The sequence below is a fragment of the Novosphingobium barchaimii LL02 genome, assembly GCF_001046635.1.
Classification (GTDB): domain Bacteria; phylum Pseudomonadota; class Alphaproteobacteria; order Sphingomonadales; family Sphingomonadaceae; genus Novosphingobium; species Novosphingobium barchaimii.
In genome coordinates this window covers 2501-22803 of sequence record NZ_KQ130462.1, presented here as the reverse complement: position 1 = coordinate 22803, position 20303 = coordinate 2501, and the positions used below count along the sequence as shown (strand labels likewise).

The following is a 20303-nucleotide window of genomic DNA, read 5'->3' as shown; positions in this document are numbered from 1 at the left end:
CGACCTGCCGGATAGGCCCCTCGTCATGAGGGCGACCTGAGCGCCGCCTTAAATTTTCGTCATGTTCAGCCCGCCCCGTTCCCCGGCACGCCGCAGGATCAGCCCATCATGCCGGAACGGAACCAGCGCCGCAGCGAGGGCAGGCGCCGCAATTGGCAGCCGCAGACCCGGCAGCGGCAGCTCTGGATGCCCGAGGCGTCGACCGTGATCTTCGAAGCAGCGACGTGGCGTTCGGCCCGGCAGTCTACCAGGGTTCCCTGCGCGCGGCGGGCGGGGCGGGCGGGATTGCTCGCCATGCTCAGATCTCCGCTTCGGGCACGGCGGCCCGCAGCGCGCCAAGCGTTGCGGCGATGACGCCCGCGCGGTCGTGGTCAAGGTGATGGTTGCCGGGCAGACCGATGACGCGGGCGCCAGAGCCTGTCATGCCGGGGCAGAGGCTGTCCGTCTCCTCGCGCCCGTAGACGCAGACCACCGGGGCCCAGCGCACTCCTCGTAATGCCTGCAGCGGGCGGGCATCGGGGGTGCCCAGGTAGGCCAGTGTGCTGGGATCGGCGCGGAAGTAGACGTCCTGCGCGGGCACCGTCAGGTCGATTGCCAGGATGCGCGCGCGAAGGTCCGGCGGCAGGTCGGGCGCGGCGGTGGCGATGATGTCCGCTCCGTAGGACTGGCCCATCAGCAATATCCGCTCGGCTCCGGTGCGGGAAAGCGCAAGGCGGATCGCACCGGCGACGACGGCCTGCGCCTCTCCCCGTGAATGATGACGGGCGAAGACGACGGGGGAGCTGATCCCGACGACGGGTATCCCCCTGTCCGCAACGGCCTGCGCGATGGGGGCGCTCATGCCGAAGTTGAAACCCATGTCGCCCGAGAGGAACACCGCCGCCAGCCGGGGACGCCCCGCACGTACAGGCCCCGACGCCGCGAACATCCTGACCGGCTCGGACCCCAGCAAGTGAAGCGCCGGAGCATTTGTCACCGCGATGGCCAACGCCGCCAGCACCAGCAGCCACAGCAGCAGGCAGCGATGGAGCGGGCGCGCCAAGAGGCGGGAAAACGGATTTGTCATGCCGGCAGCATTCTTTCGAGGGGGCGGGTGTGAACTGGAAAGGATACGGACACCTGCGCCGCGTGCCGTACGGCGGCGGGCCCGGCGGCAGGGCCGCTGCCGATCAGGCGCGATACGTCATGCAGGCCCTGGATCAGGCCGATGCCGTGCGGCCCGGCGACGTAGCGAGGCTCCCAGCGAGGCGCGAACTTCTCCTTGTAGCCGCGTAGGCCGCGAAAGCCGTAGAAGCTCTCGCCATGCCGGAAGACAAGCGCGGCGGCCTTGGCCCAGGCGGGCGCGAGGTGGCGCCCGTCGATCCCCGACAAAGGCACCTGGCCCAGCGTGAAGCGCCGATATCCACGCGCCTTGGCCCAGACCAGCAGGTTGGCGAAAAGAAAGTCCATGGTCCCGCGCGGGGCATCGGCGCGGTGGCGCATGAGGTCGACCGAGGCTTCGGCCTTGTCCCGCGTCAGCCAAAGGTTGGCGAAGGCGACGATGCGGCCCTCCACCATGACCAGCGCCACGTCGAAGTTGCACAAGTATTCGCGCTCGAAACTGCCGAGGCTGAAGCCTTTTTCGCGGTGGCCCTTGGCGGCCATCCACTCTGCCGAAATGGCTTCCAGTTCATCGAGGATCACCGGCACGGCGCCGGCGGGAACCACGCGCAGGGTTGCCCCGGCCTTGGCGGCGACGCGCTCGGACTTGCGCACGCTGCGCAGCTGCGGCGTGCCCAGTTCGAAAGCGGGGAGATCGACGATCGCTTCCTCGCCGTATTTCACGATCTGCAGGCCCATGCCGATCGCAAGGTCGAGTGCGGCGGGCGATACTTCATACAGCATCAACCGGCCCTGCTGGCGGTGCGACAGGTCGCGGATCGCCCAGAGCAGTTCGCCCCAGGATTGCTCCGCGCCGACCGGATCGCCCATGACGACCCAGCTCGATCCCTTGACCTGATACATGATGAAGGCATCGCGGGCGGCGGAAACCAGGAACCGCTTGTCGCCGGTCAGCGCCAGCATCGCTTCGGTCCGACCGCTGGTGGCCATGATGGCGCGGATCGCCGGCCCCGCCTCCTCCACGCTTTCGCCGTGAGGGCGCGAGGCTGAAGGCGCGAATAGCCGCCACAGGGCAAACCCGGCGAGGAACACGGCGCAGGCCAGCGCGGCGCGCAAGTAGCGCGGGGCATTGGCCTGCAGCGCGAACTTCCACCACAGGTCGTCGTCGTAGGGAATGTGGCGGTAGGCGAACATCCCGGCCCAGAGCGCCAGTCCGCCGACCATCCCGACCGCGGCCAGCCAGCCGGCCGTCAACGGTGTCTCGGTCAGCGCGGTGCGGCGATAGAAGGCGCCGCGCGTCAGCTGGAGCAGGCCGGCAAGGCCAAGGCAGGCCGCCGCCTCCTCATAGTCGATACCCTTGGTCAGCGAGAAGAAGGCCCCCGCCACCAGCAGCAGCCGCGTCGCCAGGCAGGCTCCGTCCAGCCGGCGGTAAAGCCCCGGCGCCAGCAGCAGCAGCGCCGTGCCCACAAGACTGGCGGCGATGTGGCTCGCCTCGATGAAGGGCAGCGGCAGGAAATCGGCAAGCAGGCCCATCCGCGCGTGGATCGCGGGCAGCGAGCCCGACAGCAGCAGCATCCCGCCGCCCAGGAATGCCGAGCAGCTCAGCAGCAGCGGCGACAGGCTGGTGGCCAACGTCTGCATGCCGCCCACCAGTTGAGCGAGCCGGCGGCTGCGGCGGCTCTCGTGCCAAGCGAGCAGCAATGCCGCCAGCACCAGGGGCAGCAGGTAATAGACGAGGCGATAGGCGATGAGAGCTGCGAACAGCGCCGTGCGGTCTCCCGGCACGATGGCAAGGACCACTGCCTCAAACACGCCCAGCCCGCCGGGGACGTGGCTTATCAGCGCAACGACGATGCCCAGCGCATAAGCAAGCACGAAGGCGGGCAGAAGTGCCGGAGCAGCGCCGGGCAGCAGCACGAACAGCGCCGCCGCCGCGCAGGACAAGTCGACGAAGCCGATACCGATCTGCGCCATGATCTGGCCCGGACGCGGCACCGGCAGGCTTATGCCCAGAACCCGCAGCGGGCCTTTCGCCCGCGCCGCCGCGATCACCAGCGCCGCCATGAACGCCATCATCGCCGCTCCGGCAAGGTGAGTCGGGCCCGCCCCCAGCGACACGCCGGGCAGGTCCAGCCTGCCGGGGTGGAGCAGCATGGCAGCGCCCGCGATGGTGATGATACCGGCCCAGAAATTGCCCGCCGCCAGCGCGACCACCCGCGCGACATCCGGCCCGTCAAGCCCCGCCGCGACGTAGATGCGATAACGGGCCGAGCCGCCGGTCAACAGCGAAAGGCCCAGATTGTGGCTGAGGGTATAGCTGGTGAACGAGGCCAGTGCCGCCGTCCGCCAGGGCAGCGGGCGCCCGACGATGCGCAGCGCAAGGTAATCGTAGAATGTCAGCGCAAGGTAGCTTGCGGCGGTGAACCCCAGCGCCAGTACGATCTGCGCGGGTGTCAGCGCATGGACTGCGGCGCGAACCTGCGAATAGCGGATCTCGTGCGTCAGGGCATCGAGCGCCGCAAAGCCCAGCGCGATCACCGCCAGCACCACGCCCAGCGTAACCAGCCGCCGCCGCCGTTCGATCAGGCCAACAAGGCCGCGCAGGGGTTTCATGCCGGCACTTGCCCGATACGGGTCCAGACCTGCGACTTGCACAGGAGCCCGCCCAGAATGCAGCCCTTGACCTTCAACTGCGTGGGCGAAAGCTGGTCGATCTCGGAAGTGAAACGGCGGCCCATGTCGGGCACGAACACGGTGCCACTCCAGGTGCCATGGCCGCGAAAGCGGTAGTCCTCGAGGATTTCAGTGCCGAGCAGACGGGGCACATCGCTATCACGCGCATCGGCCTGGGCCTGGGTACTGGCCCACACGATGCGGCCGCACAGGCTTTGCGTCCGGTTCTGTGCGCAAACGTCGGTATGAACGGCGACGGTGTGTTTCGGGTTCAACCAGATGCCTTCGGCATCGGCCGCGGCATGTCCCTCGCTCGCGAAGGCAGGCGCGGCCAAGGCGACGAGGAGGGGGATGAACAGGGCATATCGCATGGCGGACTCCGTGGGGTTACCATCGCAGTACGCATGCCTGGATTGCACCGCCCTCACGGGCAGATGAAATATCGGCAATGTCAGGGTAACGCGTTGAAGCACGGGATCGATGCGGCGGTTTTCTTCGCACCTTGATGCCGCCCGGAGAGGGCGAAAAGGGCAAGCCTCAACCTCCGCGGGCGAGTGCGGAGAGTACGCCGATGGAAAAACCTGGCGGACGGGTATGGCCGGCGCTGGGGCCGCCAGCATCAGGCGACATGCTTATGGATCTGCCTGTAAATCGCGAACGGCCGGAGAGGGGCAAACCTCAAGGTACTCACCGACTCGGCCCTGTGGTGCGCGGGGATGGCGGGTCGGGCTCGCTCCCCTGCCGCCGGTCCTGAGGGCACACCCTCATGTTCATCCACGCATCCGGTATTGCGGCTTGTCCGGTCCAGTACCGGGCGCCGACCATGCACGGGAAAGCGAAAAGCGTCAGCTACGCGCTTCCCGTCCCGCCGCTTTTGCCGATCGAAATCGACGGTGCAGCATGTAACCTATATGGTTATATTTGTCAAAGCATATTTGCCGAATACTCCATTGCCCTGGGGCACAGCACGCGAAAATGCGCGCCATTCGGCGAGCGCAGCAGTTCCAGTACGCCGCCATAGGCATCCAGCAGCGAGCGGGCGATGGCGAGGCCCAGCCCCGTGCCGCCTGCCTCGCGCTTGCTGGTGAAGAAAGGGGCGAACACGCGTTCCCGGTCGCCTTCAGGAATGCCCGGCCCGTCGTCGACAAGATCGAGGCGCACCCAGTCGTCATCCTGCACCGTCAATGTCACCTCCAGCCGGGATGCCCCTGCCTGCCGGGCGTTCTCGGCCAGCGTGGTCAGGACCGCCTCCAGCGCGCCGGGGTCCATGGCAACCGCCGGAACCAGAGCCGAGGATGCCTCGGACAGCAAGAGGTTCACGCGGAACCGATCCCGCGTCATGGCATCGGCCATGGAGGCGAGGATACCGTGAACCGGGGCGCTGGCACCGGGCTCTCCCACCAGAACGTCGGCCCGCGCGAGTTCCATCAGCCGCCCGACAAGGCGAGAGAGGCGGCGCGCATCGGCGGCCATGTTGGCGAGGAACCGCTCGCGGTCGGCCGAGGCCATGTCGCCGCCGTGGTCCTGCAGCAGTTCGATGGCACCCGACATCGCGGCCAGCGGGGTCTTGAACTCATGGCTGACTGAGGCCGCGAAATCGCGCAGATAGCGCGAGCGTTTCTCGATGCTGTCGGCCATCTGCTCGAAATCGTGGAACAGGGCCCTGATCTCAACCACCTGAAGCGAGGACTGCCGCGCCGTGACCCGCCTGCCCGAGGCCAGCTCGCGCGTCGCCTGGCTAAGCCGCTCCACCGGCCGTACGATCGCGCGCGACAGCACCGCCGTCAGCGCGAACAGCAGCCCCAGGATCACCACCCCGCCCAGCGCGATCTTGCCCCGGTCCTCGTAGATGCCGAGGAACAGGGCGCGCGGCGAGCGTGATAACAGCAGCACGCCCACCACCTTGCCGTCGACCATGATCGGGCGTGCATGGTGCAGGCGGATCTGCGCCGCCCGGCTCAGCCATTCCAGCGGATAGCGCCGCACATAGCCTTCGTTCTTGCGCAGCACCGTCACCGCGCTGCCACCCAGCGCGATACGCACTTCCGGCAGCATGGCAAAGCTGCGCCCGCCGGCCTGCCCGTTGAGCAGCACCCCGTGCCGGTCGAGCATCAGGATCGCGGCAAGCGTGGTGACTTTGGTTTCCCGGAACGCAGGCATCATCTGGCGCGCCAGCACCAGTGCCGCCGGGTCCGGCAGCCTGTTGGTGATGGCCGCGCGCGGCCGGGGCGGCAGGATCGGGGATGAGCGCAAGTCCACCTCGGTCTTGCGCTCGTGATAGCGCTGGGTGTCCTCCAGCGGCACGGCCTGCATCGGAATGCCCCGCGCCACGATCGCAGCGCTGGCGGCCAGCGCGGCGCCCTGCGCCACAAGTTCCGCCTCGGTCCGGCGCACCAGCGCGTTTTCGTAGACGCGCAGGAAGATCGCGCCAAGGCCAGGCAAGGCCGCCACGAACAGCAGCGTGCCTAGCAGGAAGGTGCGCAGGCGCAGGACCGGCCAGAACCGGCCGACCAGGCCCTTGAGGCGAGGAATCATGAAGAGGCCGCCGCTCCGGCACATGCGCCCATGCGGTAGCCGATGCCGGCGCGTGTCTCGATCACGTCGCTGCCGCCCAGGTCGGCGAACTTGCGCCGCAGGTTGCGCACGTGGCTGTCCACGGTCCGATCCGTCATCGCGAAGCCCGGCCCCCGGAAACGGTCGATCATCTGGTCGCGCGAGAATATCCGCGCGGGCGCTTCCAGCAAGGTGCGCAGGATGGTGAACTCGGTGGCGGTCAGGCTCACCTCCTGCCCCTGCCACCGCGCGGTCCAGCTTTCGGGATCGAGGCTGAGCAGGCCCTGGCGCAGCACCCCGGCGCTTTGCGCCGCCGCCGACTTTTCGGTTTCCGACCCGGCTTGCGCAGGCCGGGCGGCGGTGCGCCGCAGGATCGCCATCGCGCGGGCCACCACTTCACGCGGGGAGAACGGCTTCACCACATAATCGTCGCCGCCCAGTTCGATGCCGAGCACGCGGTCGCTCTCGTCATCGCGCGAGGAGAGGAAGAAGATCGGCACATCGCCGCCCGCCCGCAGGCGGCGGCACACTTCCAGCCCGTCCATGCGCGGCATGTTGATGTCGAGGATGACAAGGTCCGGGCCGTGGCCCTCCACCTTTTCCAGCGCTTCCTCGCCGTCGCCGGCTTCGATCGTGGCAAACCCCGCCTTGGTGAAGGCAAAGACCAGAAGCTGGCGTATGTGAGGGTCGTCGTCGACGATCAGGATCGTGGCAGGCATGGCCCCCATGATCATCTCCCGCTCGCTCCTGTCAATGCAGAGAGCAAAAGGGAGCAGAACAAGCGGCGTCCCCGCCGTAGCGGGAACGCCGGTATCTACTTTAAAGGCGCGGCAGCCTCAGGCCGCCACGTCCTTTGCAAGCGAAGCGCTGTCGATCACGAAGCGGTAGCGTACGTCGCTGCGAAGCATTCGGTCGTAAGCCTCGTCGATCTGCTGCATTTCGATCATCTCGACGTCCGAGACGATCCCGTGCTCGGCGCAGAAATCCAGCATCTCCTGCGTTTCGGCGATGCCGCCGATCAGCGAGCCGGCGATGGTCTTGCGCCCGAAGATCAGGCCGCCGACGTTGGGGGTCGGGTGCGGCTGGTCGGGAACGCCCAGCAGGACCAGCGTGCCGTCGCGCTGCAGCAGGTCGACGTACGTGTCGAGGCTGTGGCTTGCCGCGACCGTGTCGATGATCAGGTCGAAGCTGCCGGTATGGGCCGCCATCTCGGCCTCGTCGCGCGAAACCACAGCTTCATCGGCGCCAAGATCCCTGGCGTCCTGCCGCTTGCCCGGGGTCGAGGTGAAGGCGACGACATGCGCGCCCATGGCATGGGCGATCTTGATCGCCATGTGGCCAAGCCCGCCGATGCCGACGACGCCAACCTTCTTGCCGGGGCCCGCATTCCAGTGGCGCAGCGGCGAATATGTGGTGATGCCCGCGCAGAGCAGCGGCGCAACGGCGGCGAGCTGTTCCTTGGGGTGGCTGATGGTCAGGACGAAATGCTCGTCGACGACAATGGCGTGCGAATAACCGCCCAGCGTATGACCCGGCGCATCCGGCGTTGGGGCGCCGTAAGTGCCCGTCCATCCGTTGGTGCAGTAGTTTTCGAGGTCTTCCTTGCACGAACCGCAGTGCCCGCAGCTATCGACGAGGCAGCCCACGCCGACGGTATCGCCGACCTTGAAGCGCGTAACTTCGTCGCCCACGGCGCTGACGGTGCCGACGATTTCATGGCCCGGTACGCAAGGGTAAGGCGTCTCACCCCATTCACCGCGCGCGGTGTGCAGGTCCGAGTGGCAGACGCCGCAATAGCTGATGTCGATCGCGACATCGCGCGCGCCTGTTTCACGGCGTTCGATCAGCAGCGGTTCGAGCGGACGGGCATTGGCGGCAACGCCATAGGCTTTGACTTGCATGGATGATCCTCGGGATGGCTGAAACGGACAGGCACGGCGATAGCCGTGTTGCACATGCGAGATAGTGCATGAACACGGCTATCGTCAGGTCACCAGGATTGCACGCAGCGGTGAGCAATGCTCACCATCGTCGGCGCACCGGATTCGGGGCCCAACATGCTCTCCCGCACTACCCTACCTCGCTGCCCCCGGTGCCGGATGTCCGGCGTCGCCCCGGTCAAGCTGCCGAGGCGGCTCTCAGCAGCTCGTCGGCGGATCCGGTTATCACGACATGCCCGATAGACAGGCTCGGCGAGGCGCCGGGCCGTCCGAAATAGTATCCTTGCGCTTCGTCGCAGCCCTGTTCCTTGAGCAGCGCGACCTGGTCGAGCGTCTCGACGCCTTCGGCCAGGACCGGCACGTTGAGGCTTTGCCCAAGAGCGAGGACCGCCTTGATGATCGCTCGCGCCTGACTGCTGGTCTGCGAGCGCAGAAGGAACGACTTGTCGATCTTGATCTTGTCGAACGGGAAGGAATGGAGCGTATCGAGCGAGGAATAGCCGGTGCCGAAATCGTCCATCGCGATGCTGATGCCCAGCGCCTTGATCTGGCGCAGCAGATGCAGCGCGCGCAGCTTGTCGCCGATGATCGCGGTTTCGGTGATCTCCAGTTCAAGCCGCCGGGGCGATAGTCCGGTCTCGATCAGGATGCCGTGCACCACCTGAACCAGATCGCTTTGCGAAAGCTGGACGGCGGAAAGGTTCACGGCGATCTTCAGGTCATTGGCCCAGGCCATTGCCTCGGTGCAGGCTTCGCGCAGCACCCATTCGCCGATGCGGAAGATTTCGCCGGTTTCCTCGGCGATGGGGATAAAATCGTCGGGCGCGATGAAGCCGCGCGTCGGGTGTTCCCAGCGCAAAAGCGCCTCGTACCCGGTCATCTCCCCGGTCGCCAGGCCATGCTGCGGCTGATAGACGAGCGTCAGTTCGTTGCGATCGAGGGCATGGCGAAGGTCGTTGGCGATCTGGCGGCGCGCACGCGCCGTTTCATCCATTTCCGGCTCGTAGTAGGCAAGCCGCTCGCCGACGTTGGCCTTGGCCCGGTACATCGCAAGATCCGCGTTGTTGAGCAGCTGTTCGCGCTGATCGCCGTCCTGCGGGAACACGGCCACGCCTATGCTGGCGCCCAGGTAGAAGCTGTTGTCTTCAGGTCCGAACGGGGTCGCGAAGCAGTTTTCCAGACGGCCCAGGAACCCAGCCAGTTCGGCCTTGTCCTTGAAGCGCTTGGCGGCAGCGAACTCGTCTCCGCCGAGTCGGGCGACGACCTCACCCTCGGTCAGCACGTCGAGCAGGCGCTTCGAAAGGTGTTGCAGCGCCGCATCGCCGGCACCGTGGCCGCGCGTGTCGTTGATTTCCTTGAAGCGGTCGAGGTCGATCATCACCGAGGTCAACTGGTGACCGAAGTGCCGGGCCTGCTCCAGCTCCGCGTCGATCCAGTGTGCGAAGCTGGAACGGTTGGGCAGGCCGGTAAGGCTGTCATGCATCGCCATATGCGCGATCTTGGCATCGGAGCGGCGACGCTCTGTAATGTCTTCGAAGGTCGTCACCCAGCCACCGCCGGGCATGGCGCGGCTGACCATCGACACGACCAGCGTATCGCCAAACTCAAGTATTTCGGGCGTGGAACCGGCATCGGCGGCTGGCCGCGCGAAAAGGCGGCGCATCTCTTCGATCGGACGCTGCGCCCCGGCAGGGCAGGTCACGCCGTTCAGCGCGGTGCGGGCAACCTGTTCGATCGTCATGCCTGGCAGGTGCACGTCGAAGTCGATCTTCCAGATTTCCGTGAAGCGGGCGTTGACCAGCAGCAGGCGCTTGTCCGCGCCGAACAGGCACAGGCCCTGGTGCATGTTGCCCAGCGCCGCGTCGAGGTGCCCGGTCATTTCCTTCAAGCGGTCGGCGTCTTCCTTGAAGCGGTCCATGTCGCGGGTGATCTTGGCGAAACCGATGTGCTCGCCGTGCTCGTCGGCAATCTTCTCGATCGTGACGTGGGCCCAGAAACGGGTTCCGTCTCGGCGCATCCGCCAGCCCTCGCCGCTGTACTTGCCGGTTCGCATCGCGGTTGTCATCGCCCGCTCTGGCAGGCCTTCGGCGCGGTCCTCCGGCGTGTAGAAGCGTTGCAGCGGCATGCCGATGACTTCGCTCGCCGCGTAACCCTTGAGGCGCTGGGCGCCCGCGTTCCAGTTGGCGACCTTGCCGTCGCGGTCCAGCATGTAGATGGCGCAGTCGGTGATGCCCTTCACCAGGATGGACATGTCACGCTCGGTCGCATGAAGGGTAAGCCGCGCGCGGCGGGCCATGGCCAGCACCGCGATGCAGGTAGTGAGCAGGCAGAGCGAGCCTGCCGTGATCATCGTCGCCATGCTGTCGCGCGAAAGCAGCACGCCGGTGCGCAGGTCCAGCGGGGTCGGCACCAGTTCAACCGCGGTCATGCCGATGAAGTGGAGCAGCACGACCGACAGCGTCAACAGCACGCCAGCGGCGACGCCGCCGCGTACGGTGCGCCCCCGCACCGCAAGCACCAGCGCCGGGTAAGTCGGCATAACCACAGCGATAAACGAGGCGATCACATATCCGCTGCGCCAGTGGATTTGCGCTGGAAGTTCCAGCGCCGACATGCCCAGATAATGCATTGCCGCGATGCCGCCACCGCCGAGCAGGCTGGCCACCGCCAGTCCGCTGACGTTAGGCCGGGCCATGGCGATGGCGAAGGACATCGTCGTCATCGCGATCGCCACGATCAGCGAAAGCGCTGTCGCCGGGATCTGGTATCCGGCGATGACGCCAGGGTCATAGCCAAGCATCGCCACGAAGTGAGTCGCCCAGATGCCGAAGCCGATGGCCAGACCCGCGCCCGTGATCCACCGTGCGGCAGCCTTGCCGGAAAGGTGGCGAGCGTGGCGGATAAGCTGGACCGCGCTCATCGTGGAAATGATGCAGATCACGGCAGCGAGCAGGACAAACCACTCATTGTGCTGGTCATGAATGCACAGCAGAACGTCGAACATCGAATCTAGCGCCCCTAGGATTAACGGGGCGAAGTTAGCTGCCACTGGTTAACGCGGACCTAAGGCTCTTGAGCGATTGCTTTTTTTCGAAAAACGGGCGTGACGGACAATCCCTTTCGCGCCCGTCTAAACGCCTTTACGCGGCTTCCACCAAGCCGTGAACGCGGCGGAAAGCCGCCCTTGCGCCGTCAGCCAGTCGCAGTTCCTCGTCTTTGTCCAGTACCAGAGCATCGAGCGCGCCGGTAAACGCGCGCCAATGCTGGGCGCGGCCGTCCGGGTGCCCTGCCAGATGGCTGGCGCCGCGATTCTCGTCGAGGCCCAGCGCCCGCGCCATCTTGAACAAAAAGGCGGCGCCCAGATTCGATCCTTCGGCCACGTAAAGCCAGCCCAGCGCCGTGGGCAGGTCGACCGATTCGCCGGCCGCGAAAGCCACTTCGCCATTCGATTCCGGCAGCGGCAGGCCAATATCCTCGATATCCTGGCGGATCTGGTCGAGACGGCGGCGCTCGGCGAGGTCGGGCAGCAGCGCGCGCAGCTGCGCATCGCCATAAAGCGCGTCGATATCGCGGTGGAACTGATACTGCACGCTCAGGAACAGGCCGTAATTCTCGACGCTGGCGAAAGGTTCGGCGGCCATTATGCGCTTGTCGAGCCGGTCGTGCGTGTCGTTCGTCGCCGCCTTCAGCCTCTTGGCGCGGCTGGCTTCGAGCGGGGCCTGAAGGGTGGTATCCATGGAAAATACGGTCCTTTGAATAGATGCCCGGAAGCGGGCACCGGATGCCCGCCCCGCGTACCGGCCGTTAGTACGACAGGATCATCGATGCCTTTCAGGTCCGTCCCGGCTGGCTGTAGCAAAGCTGCGGTACGGTGAAGCTGTCAGGAATATCGAGGGTGTTGTAATACGTCTTGTCGAGCAGGTTGTACACGCCGCCCGGCAGGCGAAGGCCGCCGAACCGGTCGGCTTCACCCAGGCGGTGACATCGACGATGCCGCAGCTGCCCCGAAGCGTTCCTGCTTGAAGCCCGCCCCGGCGATACCGCGCAGCGGCGGGATGGAATTGGGGGTAGGCGTCCTCGTCGGTATCCCTGCCGTGGGTGTTTGTCATTGAACGCCCTCTACGCGTCGGCTTCAGTGCGGTAGATGCACACATCGCCGCGGTTAACGCAGTTCAATCGGCCACCACTTCGCGCGAGAATCGCGACTTTCGAAGCAGGCTCTCAGTCGAACGGGCGGGCGCCCTCTCCCAGCGATTCGTCGGCACCGATGGCGCTGTAGACGGCGACTCTATTTGTCAGGTCCGCCAGCACGGTCGCCACCCGGGTCTGCTGGTAGGCGTAGAGCGAGCGCTGGGCGACAAGGGCGTTGATGAAGGTATCGGTGCCCGCGCGGTACTGCGCATCGGCCAGATTGTAGCTTTTCCGGGCGGCGGCGACGAGGCGCTCCTGTGCGCCCCGCTGGTCGGTGATCGTGCCGCGCCGGGCAAGCGCATCGGCCACGTCCCTGAAGGCCGACTGCACCGTGCCCCGGTAGCTGGCGAGGTAGTATTCGCGCTGCGCCCTGGCGTATTCCAGATTGCCCTTGTTGGCCCCTCCCAGCAGCGGCAGGCTGGCGCTCGCCGTGCCGCTGGCACTGAAGGCATCCCCGGTGAACAGGCTGGCAAGCGCGGTGCTGGCAAGCCCCAGCGCAGAAGTCAGCGATATCTGCGGGAAAAATGCTGCCCGCGCCGCGCCGATCTGGGCGTATGTGGCCTGCAGCTCATGCTCTGCCTCGACCACGTCGGGCCGTTGCAGCAGCACCTGCGACGATAGCCCCGCCGGCACTTGCCCGATGCCCGTCTCCAGCTGCGCCATGGAGGTGGGCAGCTGCGCATCCGCAACCGGAGCGCCAACAAGCAGTTCCAGCGCATTGCGGTCCTGCGCTACCAGAGTCGTCTGGGAGGCGACGTCGGAGTTGGCCTGCTCCAGCACCGTCCGCGCCGAAGCCACGTCTCCGGCAGCGGCCAGTCCCGCCTTGAAAAGCGACTGCGTCAGGTCGACCGAGCGCTGGCCGCTGGCCCGGGTCTGTTCGGCAATCGCCAGCAGATCGCGGTCGGCGGCCAGCGTGACGTAAGCCGTGGCCGCATTTGCGACCAGAGTCAGCCGGGCAGACCGATAGCCGGACTCGGTGGCGAGATAGGTTTCGAGCTGCTCGCGGCTCTGGTTCTTGAGGCGGCCGAACAGGTCCAGTTCGAACGCACTGAAGCCGGCGTTGGCGCTGTAGCTCTGCGTATCGCCCACCGAGGACTTGAGGCCCCGCACCGCGCTGGCATCAGCGCCTGCGGCTATGGTTGGCAACTGGTACGAGCGCTCGACATGGTACTGAGCCCGCGCCGAGGCGACATTGGCCAGGCTGGCCGCAAGGTTCTGGTTGTTCGCCAGCGCCGTCTCGATCACCGCCTGAAGGCGCGGATCGGCGAACAAGGTACGCCAGGGCATCCCCGCCTCCCCCGCTTCAGCCGGGGCATAAGCTGCACCTTGCGGCCATGCCGCCGGGGCGGCCGCTTCGGGACGGATGTATTTGGGCGCCATGTTGCAGCCGGCAAGGGCAACGGCGAGCGCTGTGAGAGAGATCAGGGAACGGCGCATCAGGCGTTGTCCTCGGGCATGGTGGGAGCAGCCGTCTTGCCATCGCCAAGATGGAACACGCGGGCGACGATGACGAAGAACAGCGGCACGTAGAAGATGGCGAGCACCGTGGCGGTCAGCATCCCGCCCAGCACCGCGGTGCCGATGGCGATACGTCCCTGTGCGCCCGCCCCGCTCGCGATCGCCAGCGGCACGACGCCGGCGATAAAGGCGATCGAGGTCATCATGATCGGCCTGAGGCGCACGCGGGCAGCCTCAAGCGCGGCCTCGATCATGTCGCGCCCGTCCCGCCGGGCCATTTCGGCGAATTCGACGATGAGGATCGCGTTTTTCGCGGCAAGGCCGATGGTGGTGAGCAGGCCGACCTGGAAGTAGATGTCGTTCTCCAGCCCGCGCACCGCCACCGCCAGCACCGCGCCGATCACGCCCAGCGGGATCACCAGCAGCACCGCCAGCGGCACCGACCAGCTTTCATAAAGCGCGGCAAGGCACAGGAACACGACGGCGACCGAGAGGATATAAAGGTACAGCGCCTGCCCGCTGGACTGGTTCTGCTGGTAGGACAGCCCGCTCCAGGCATAGCCCGCGCCGGGCGCGATCTTCTGCTGGAGCGCGATCATTGCCTTCATCGCATCGCCCGAACTGTAGCCCGAACCGGCGTCGCCCTGCAGTTCGAAGGACGAGCGTCCGTTGAAGCGCGAAAGGCTGCTGGGCCCCGTCTCCCAGTTCATCGCGGTGAACGCCGAGAACGGCACCATCTTGCCCGTGCCATCGGCATTCGTCGCCGAAGTGGAGCGCACGAACCACTTGTCGAGGTCGCTAGGCAGCATTCGCGAGGACGCCTCGCCTTGCATGTAGACCTTCTTCACGCGGCCCCGGTCGATGAAGTCGTTGACGTATGTACCGCCCCAAGCCGAACTGAGCGTGTCGGTGGCATTTGCCACGGTAAGGCCCAGGACGGATAGCTTGGCATCTTCGAACGTGATGTCGAACTGCGGCGTATCCGGCAGGCTCGACGCGCGGACCTGCGAGAGCGCGGCGTCGCCATTGGCGGCGGCGATCAGCTTGTCGCGCAGTTCCACGAACTTCGTGCGGTCCATGTTGTTTGCATTGAGCAGCTGGAAGGTGAAGCCGTTAGACTGGCCCAGCCCCTGGATCGCCGGCGGCGTCATGACGAAGACCTGCGCGTCGCGGATCTTCGACAGCTTGCCCATCAGCCGCCCGGAAATGGCCGTGGCGGACTGATCGGAAGAAGAACGCTCCTCGAACGGAGCAAGGCTGGCAAAACCCATGCCCGCGTTCTGCCCCGAACCGTTGAAGCTGAAGCCGGCAACGGTGAAAAGATGGGCCACGTTGGCGCCTTCGCTCCTGAACGCGGCCTCGATCTCGCTGCGGACCTTCTCGGTGCGCTCGGCCGTGGCGCCTGCGGGCAGCTGGTAGACGATCATCACCTCGCCCTGGTCCTCGGTGGGCAGGAAGCCGGTGGGCAGGCGCACGAACAGCACGACCACGGCGGCAATGATGACGCCGTAGACCGCCAGCCACAGCCGCCGCCGCGCGATGACCCTGGCGGTCGCATCGACGTAGCGCTCGGTCATGCGGTCGAACCAGCGGTTGAAGGCGCCGAACCAGCCATCGAGCCGGGTCTTGAGCCGCTGTCCCGCGCCGCGCAGGCCGGTTGCCGGCGGCGCATCATGACCGTCATGGTCGCGGGCTTTGAGCAGCGTGGAACACAGCGCGGGCGAGAGGATCAGCGCGGTCAGCACCGACAGCGCCATGGCCACCACGATGGTGACGGAGAACTGGCGGTAGATGACGCCGGTGGACCCGCCGAAGAAGGCCATCGGCAGCAGCACGGCGGAAAGCACCAGCGCGATGCCGACAAGCGCCGAGCCGATCTCCTCCATCGAACGCACGGTGGCGCGGTAGGGGCTCAGCTTGTCATCATGCATCAGGCGCTCGACGTTCTCGACCACGACGATGGCGTCGTCGACGAGCAGGCCGATCGCCAGCACCATTGCGAACAGCGTCAATGTGTTGATCGAATAGCCCAGCACCGCCAACATGCCGAACGTGCCGAGCAGCACCACCGGAACCGCGATCGCGGGCACCAGAGTTGCCCGCCAGCTTTGCAGGAAGGCGTACATCACCAGCACGACGAGCAGGATCGCGATGACCAGCGTTTCGATCACTTCGTGGATGGAAAGTTTCACGAACTCGCTGGTGTCGCGCGGATAGGCGATCTTGTAACCGGCGGGCAGGCTCCTGGATATCTGCTCGACCTGCGCCTTCACCAGTGCGACCGTCTTGAGCGCATCCGCGCCCGACGCCAGCTCGATGGCGATGCCGGCGCCGGGGTGGCCGTCCATGCGGCCGGACACGTCGTAGCTTTCCTGGCCCATTTCGACCGTCGCGACATCGGAAAGCCGCACCACCGAACCATCGCTGAGCGATTTGACGACGATGGCGCGGAACTGGTCCGGGGTCTGCAGGCGCGACTTCGCTTTCACCACGGCATTCAGCATCTGTCCCTTGGCCAGCGGCTGCGCGCCAAGCTGACCGGCGGAAAGATCGACGTTCTGCGAGGAAATCGCGCTTTCCACATCCGATGGCATCAGCTGGCGCGCCATCAGGCGGGCCGGGTCCAGCCAGATGCGCATGGCATATTGCGAACCCAGCACCCGCACGCCGCCCACGCCGTTTACGCGGGCCAGGTCGTCCTGGAAATTCGAGACGAAGTAATCGGCAACATCGCTGGCGCTGGTCCTGTCGGTTTCGTCGTAAAGGCCGACGACCATCAGCATGTCCGCGCCCGCCTTGGTGACGGTCAGGCCCTGCTGCTGCACTTCGGTGGGTAGGCGCGAATTGGCCTGCTGCACCTTGTTCTGCACCTGCACCTGCGCCACGTCGGGATCGGTGCCCTTGGCGAATGTCGCGGTGACCGAGGCCGAGCCGGAGCTGTCCGAACTGGATGAGAAGTAAAGCAGGTTGTCGATACCGGTCAGTTGCTGCTCGATCACCTGCGTGACCGAATTCTCCAGCGTCTGCGCCGAGGCGCCCGGATAAGTGGCGCTGATCGTCACCGATGGCGGGGCGACATCGGGGTACTGCGCAACGGGAAGGCTCAGGATACCGGCGATGCCGGCCATCATGACGATGATCGAAAGGACCCAGGCGAAGATCGGCCGGTCGACGAAATAGCGGCTAAGGTTCATGAGATCAGTCGCCCAGCTTTGCCGCGACGGCCTTGACCCTGGCGCCGACGCGGGCCTTGTCGGTGCCCTCCACGATCAGCCGGTCGCCCGCCTTGAGCCCGCTGGTGATGAGCCACTTGCTGCCCACTGCCTGCCCGGTGACCACCGTGCGCTGCTCCACCTTGCCCTGCGCATCGACGACCAGCGCCGTCCCATTGCCCTTGGCATCGCGGGAGATACCCTGCTGGGGCGCAAGCACGCCGCGCTGGATCACGCCCTGCGGCGCATCGACATTCACGAACATGCCGGGCAGCAGCAGGCCGTCCGGGTTGGGAAACCTGGCCCGGATGGTGACGGTCCCGGCTTCAGGATCGACGTTGACTTCGCTGAACTCGATGGTGCCGGGGGCCGGGTATTTCGTCCCGTCCTCCAGCCTCAGGGTCACGGCGGTGCTGGCGGGCACCATGGCGCCCCGGGCCAGCGCGCTGCGCAGGCGCAGCAGGTCGGCGGAGGACTGGGTGATGTCCACGAAGATCGGATCAAGCTGCTGGATCGTCGCCATCGCGTCTGTCTGGCTGGCCGTGACCAGCGCGCCCCGGGTGACGGACGAGCGCCCGATGCGCCCGCCGATCGGCGCGAAGACACGGGTGAAACCCAGGTTGACCTGCGCGCTGCGGGTGGCGGCCTGATACTGGTGGACGGCAGCCTTGGCGGCGCGGGCGGCGGCGATGGTTTCGTCCATGTCCTGCCCGCTCACCGCCTGGCTGTCGCCCAGCGTGCGATAGCGGCGCGCCTTGGCCTCGGCGCTGTAGAGGTCCGCCCGTGCGTTCTCCAACTGCGCCTGCGAGGTATCCAGAGAGGCCTTATAAAGGCGCTGGTCGATCTGGTAGAGCGGCTGCCCGGCCCGCACCAGCGAACCTTCGGCAAACAGGCGGGACTGAACAATCCCATCCACCTGCGGCCGCACTTCGGCGACGGCAGTGGCGGCAGTACGGCCCGATAGCGAAGTGGAAACCGTCACCGGCTCAGCCTTGAGCGTAACCACGCCGACCTCGACGTCCCTTGCCTGCATGGCTGGTTGCTGCCCGCACCCGGCGGCCGTGACGCTGGCAAGCGCAAGCACCGAGACCATGGCGAAATGATGAATGGTAAGGCGCAAAGCCAAGTATCCTTCTGCACGGAAGTACGTGATTGGGAGCCGCTTTGTGCGGTGCAACATCGGGCGGCAAGGAACGTCCGGTATCCCTGCGTTGCCGCGTGAAGCAGGGTGTTTCGTTGTGTATCAACGGGGAAGACTTGGCCCTGCTGTGCGAGTATGTCCTGTGCCATGACCGCGCCGGAAACCGCCCCCGATGGGCGCATCGTCGTCCTTGAGGACGACCCAGACATTCGTGAACTCATCACCGCGCAGCTTTCGCGCGAACCGCAGCGCGTGGACCCCGTAGGCACCATCGCGCAGCTTCGTGCCAGCATTGCCCTCGGCCCGGTGGATCTCCTCATCCTCGACCTCAACCTGCCCGACGGCGACGGCCTCGACCTGTGCCGCGAACTGCGGGCAGCCGGCCACGAAGGCGCGATCATGATGGTGACCGCGCGCGAAGGCCCGATCGACCGCGTGCTGGGCCTCGAACTGGGCGCGGACGATTATCTGACAAAGCCTTTCGAGCCGCGTGAACTGCTGGCTCGGGTACGCAACCTCCTGCGCCGATCGCGGGTGTTCGATCAGGCTCCCGGACAACCGCAGAGCCGCCCCCGCGTCGCCCGCTTCGCGCGCGTCGGCCCATGGCGGCTGGACCTGCACCAACGCCGGCTGGTAACTGCTGACGAGCGACTGGTGATGCTCTCCTCGGCCGAATACCGCCTGCTCACCCGCTTCATCGAGGCCCCCAACCAAGTGCTGTCGCGCGAGGAACTGCTACCCGAACGCAGCGCCACGGTTGCCTTCGATCGCACCATCGACATCCAGATCAGCCGCCTGCGCCACAAACTGGCGAGCGAGCCGGGCGGCGATGATCTGATCCTGACAGTCCGCAGCGAAGGTTACGTGCTGCCCGGCCCCGTAAAGTTCGAATGACCGTGCCGGAAATGGCCGCCGAGCCAAAGCGCGGCATACTGAAACGCCTGCGCGATTATCCGCGCTCGCTCGCCGGGCGGCTCACCCTAGTTCTATCGCTTGGCATGGCGATCTCGGCCTTGCTGGCGCTGCAGGCATCGGACGCCCTGCGCAGTCATGTCTTCCGCAAGGAGCAAACCGAAGCCGCCCTCAAGAGCGCTGTCGATATCGCCCATCGCTATGAACGACAGCCCGGCAGCACCGAGGCCGTCCTTTCCGACGGTCTGGTCCTCGGCGCCCACCGCGCCGATGCCAATTGGCGAATGACCGCCCCCGATGCGCAATTCTCGCGCCTGCTCACCGAACGGCTCGGCCATCCGGCGCAGGTCATGCCGCTCTCGAACGTGGAGTGTTTCTCGCGGTTTGCCCGCTATCCTCATGCTGCCGGAATGAACACCAATCCCCTACCGGATTGCTGGTTCATTCAGTACGCGCAAAGGCCCGGCGCCCAGCGCCGCTTCGTGGTGGACCTGTGGCCGGATCGTTCGCTGCATCACCCGGCGGTTGGCCCGCCGTATTTTGAACTTATCATCATCGCGGGCGCCCTGCTCGGCCTGCTCGCCGCCAGCCTTGCCACCGCCCCGCTGCGCCGGATGGAGCGTGCCGCGCGTGCCTTCTCTCTGGTTGGCGACTTCGAACCGATCCCGGTCACCGGCCCAAGCGAAGTGCGCGCCGCGATCACTACGCTGAACCTCGCGCAGGAACGCGTTCGCGAAGGCCTGCGTGAGCGCACGCAGATCCTCGCCTCGGTAACGCACGATCTGCAAACCCCCCTCACCCGCCTGCGCCTGCGCCTCGAACAGGTCGAGGACGAAGACCTGCGCGACCGCCTGGTCGCCGACCTGCAAATAACCCAGCAGATGGTTCGAGACGGCCTCGATCTGGCTCGCAGTAGCGAACTGCGCGAGCCATGGTCCGTGATCGACATCGACTCGATCCTCTCCAGCATGGCCGAGGACGCCGCCGAATTCGGTCACCGCGTTGCTTTCACCCAAGGCTGCGCCATTCAGGCGCGGGTGAAGCCCAATGCACTGGCACGTGTGCTCGGAAACCTGGTCGATAACGCACTCAAATACGGCGGCAGCGCCGATCTTAGTTGCC

General features: G+C 66.2%; 14 protein-coding genes (1 of these 14 cut by a window edge). 2 read left to right on the top strand and 12 right to left on the bottom strand.

Features of this window, described 5'->3' with window-relative positions; genetic code table 11:
• Nucleotides 1–98: 98 nt before the first annotated feature.
• The 12 genes from V474_RS23725 to V474_RS23670 all read right to left on the bottom strand — a co-directional run bounded on the left by V474_RS23725 (nt 99) and on the right by V474_RS23670 (nt 18221).
• On the bottom strand, nt 99–296 hold the full coding sequence (locus tag V474_RS23725) for a hypothetical protein (protein WP_059153642.1): 198 nt from the start codon (nt 294–296) through the stop codon (nt 99–101).
• Between the two features lie 2 nt (nt 297–298).
• The gene (locus V474_RS23720; protein ID WP_236711421.1) at nt 299–1042 is read right to left on the bottom strand and encodes a virulence factor; all 744 of its coding nucleotides are present in this window, start codon (nt 1040–1042) and stop codon (nt 299–301) included.
• A 20-nt stretch (nt 1043–1062) separates the two neighbouring features.
• A complete protein-coding gene (gene mprF, locus V474_RS23715; protein WP_082700003.1) occupies nt 1063–3714 on the bottom strand; it encodes a bifunctional lysylphosphatidylglycerol flippase/synthetase MprF in 2652 nt (883 codons plus the stop codon).
• Nucleotides 3711–4145, bottom strand: a complete 435-nt coding sequence (locus V474_RS23710; RefSeq protein WP_059153640.1) for a DUF2147 domain-containing protein — start codon at nt 4143–4145, stop codon at nt 3711–3713. The genes mprF and V474_RS23710 overlap by 4 nt, the downstream gene beginning before the upstream one ends.
• A gap of 553 nt (nt 4146–4698) precedes the next feature.
• A complete protein-coding gene (locus tag V474_RS23705) occupies nt 4699–6309 on the bottom strand; it encodes a sensor histidine kinase (RefSeq protein WP_059153702.1) in 1611 nt (536 codons plus the stop codon).
• Complete coding sequence (locus V474_RS23700; RefSeq protein WP_059153703.1) at nt 6306–7046, bottom strand: response regulator transcription factor; 741 nt, start codon at nt 7044–7046, stop codon at nt 6306–6308. Before V474_RS23700 ends, V474_RS23705 begins: the two co-directional genes overlap by 4 nt.
• 117 nt (nt 7047–7163) lie before the next feature.
• Nucleotides 7164–8228, bottom strand: coding sequence for an NAD(P)-dependent alcohol dehydrogenase (locus tag V474_RS23695; RefSeq protein WP_059153639.1), 1065 nt, complete (start codon nt 8226–8228; stop codon nt 7164–7166).
• A gap of 217 nt (nt 8229–8445) precedes the next feature.
• Nucleotides 8446–11271 (bottom strand): bifunctional diguanylate cyclase/phosphodiesterase, encoded by a 2826-nt coding sequence (locus V474_RS23690; RefSeq protein ID WP_059153638.1) that lies wholly within the window; start codon nt 11269–11271, stop codon nt 8446–8448.
• A 136-nt stretch (nt 11272–11407) separates the two neighbouring features.
• Nucleotides 11408–12004, bottom strand: a complete 597-nt coding sequence (locus tag V474_RS23685; protein ID WP_059153637.1) for a biliverdin-producing heme oxygenase — start codon at nt 12002–12004, stop codon at nt 11408–11410.
• 484 nt (nt 12005–12488) lie between these two features.
• Nucleotides 12489–13895: an efflux transporter outer membrane subunit gene (locus V474_RS23680; RefSeq protein WP_059153636.1), complete on the bottom strand. Its 1407-nt coding sequence runs from the start codon at nt 13893–13895 to the stop codon at nt 12489–12491.
• Nucleotides 13895–17110: an efflux RND transporter permease subunit gene (locus V474_RS23675; RefSeq protein ID WP_059153635.1), complete on the bottom strand. Its 3216-nt coding sequence runs from the start codon at nt 17108–17110 to the stop codon at nt 13895–13897. The genes V474_RS23680 and V474_RS23675 overlap by 1 nt, the downstream gene beginning before the upstream one ends.
• Before the next feature lie 4 nt (nt 17111–17114).
• Nucleotides 17115–18221, bottom strand: a complete 1107-nt coding sequence (locus V474_RS23670; protein ID WP_059153701.1) for an efflux RND transporter periplasmic adaptor subunit — start codon at nt 18219–18221, stop codon at nt 17115–17117.
• Nucleotides 18222–18416: 195 nt separating this feature from the next.
• On the opposite strand from V474_RS23670, the gene V474_RS23665 reads away from it, so the two are divergent.
• Both V474_RS23665 and V474_RS23660 read left to right on the top strand, forming a co-directional pair.
• On the top strand, nt 18417–19163 hold the full coding sequence (locus V474_RS23665; RefSeq protein ID WP_059153634.1) for a response regulator transcription factor: 747 nt from the start codon (nt 18417–18419) through the stop codon (nt 19161–19163).
• 11 nt (nt 19164–19174) lie between these two features.
• A protein-coding gene (locus tag V474_RS23660; protein WP_059153700.1) for an ATP-binding protein crosses the window boundary here: on the top strand, nt 19175–20303 show its 5' portion. It continues 254 nt past the right edge of the window; 1129 of the gene's 1383 nt are visible here — the first part of the coding sequence; its start codon is at nt 19175–19177; its stop codon lies off the right edge, out of view.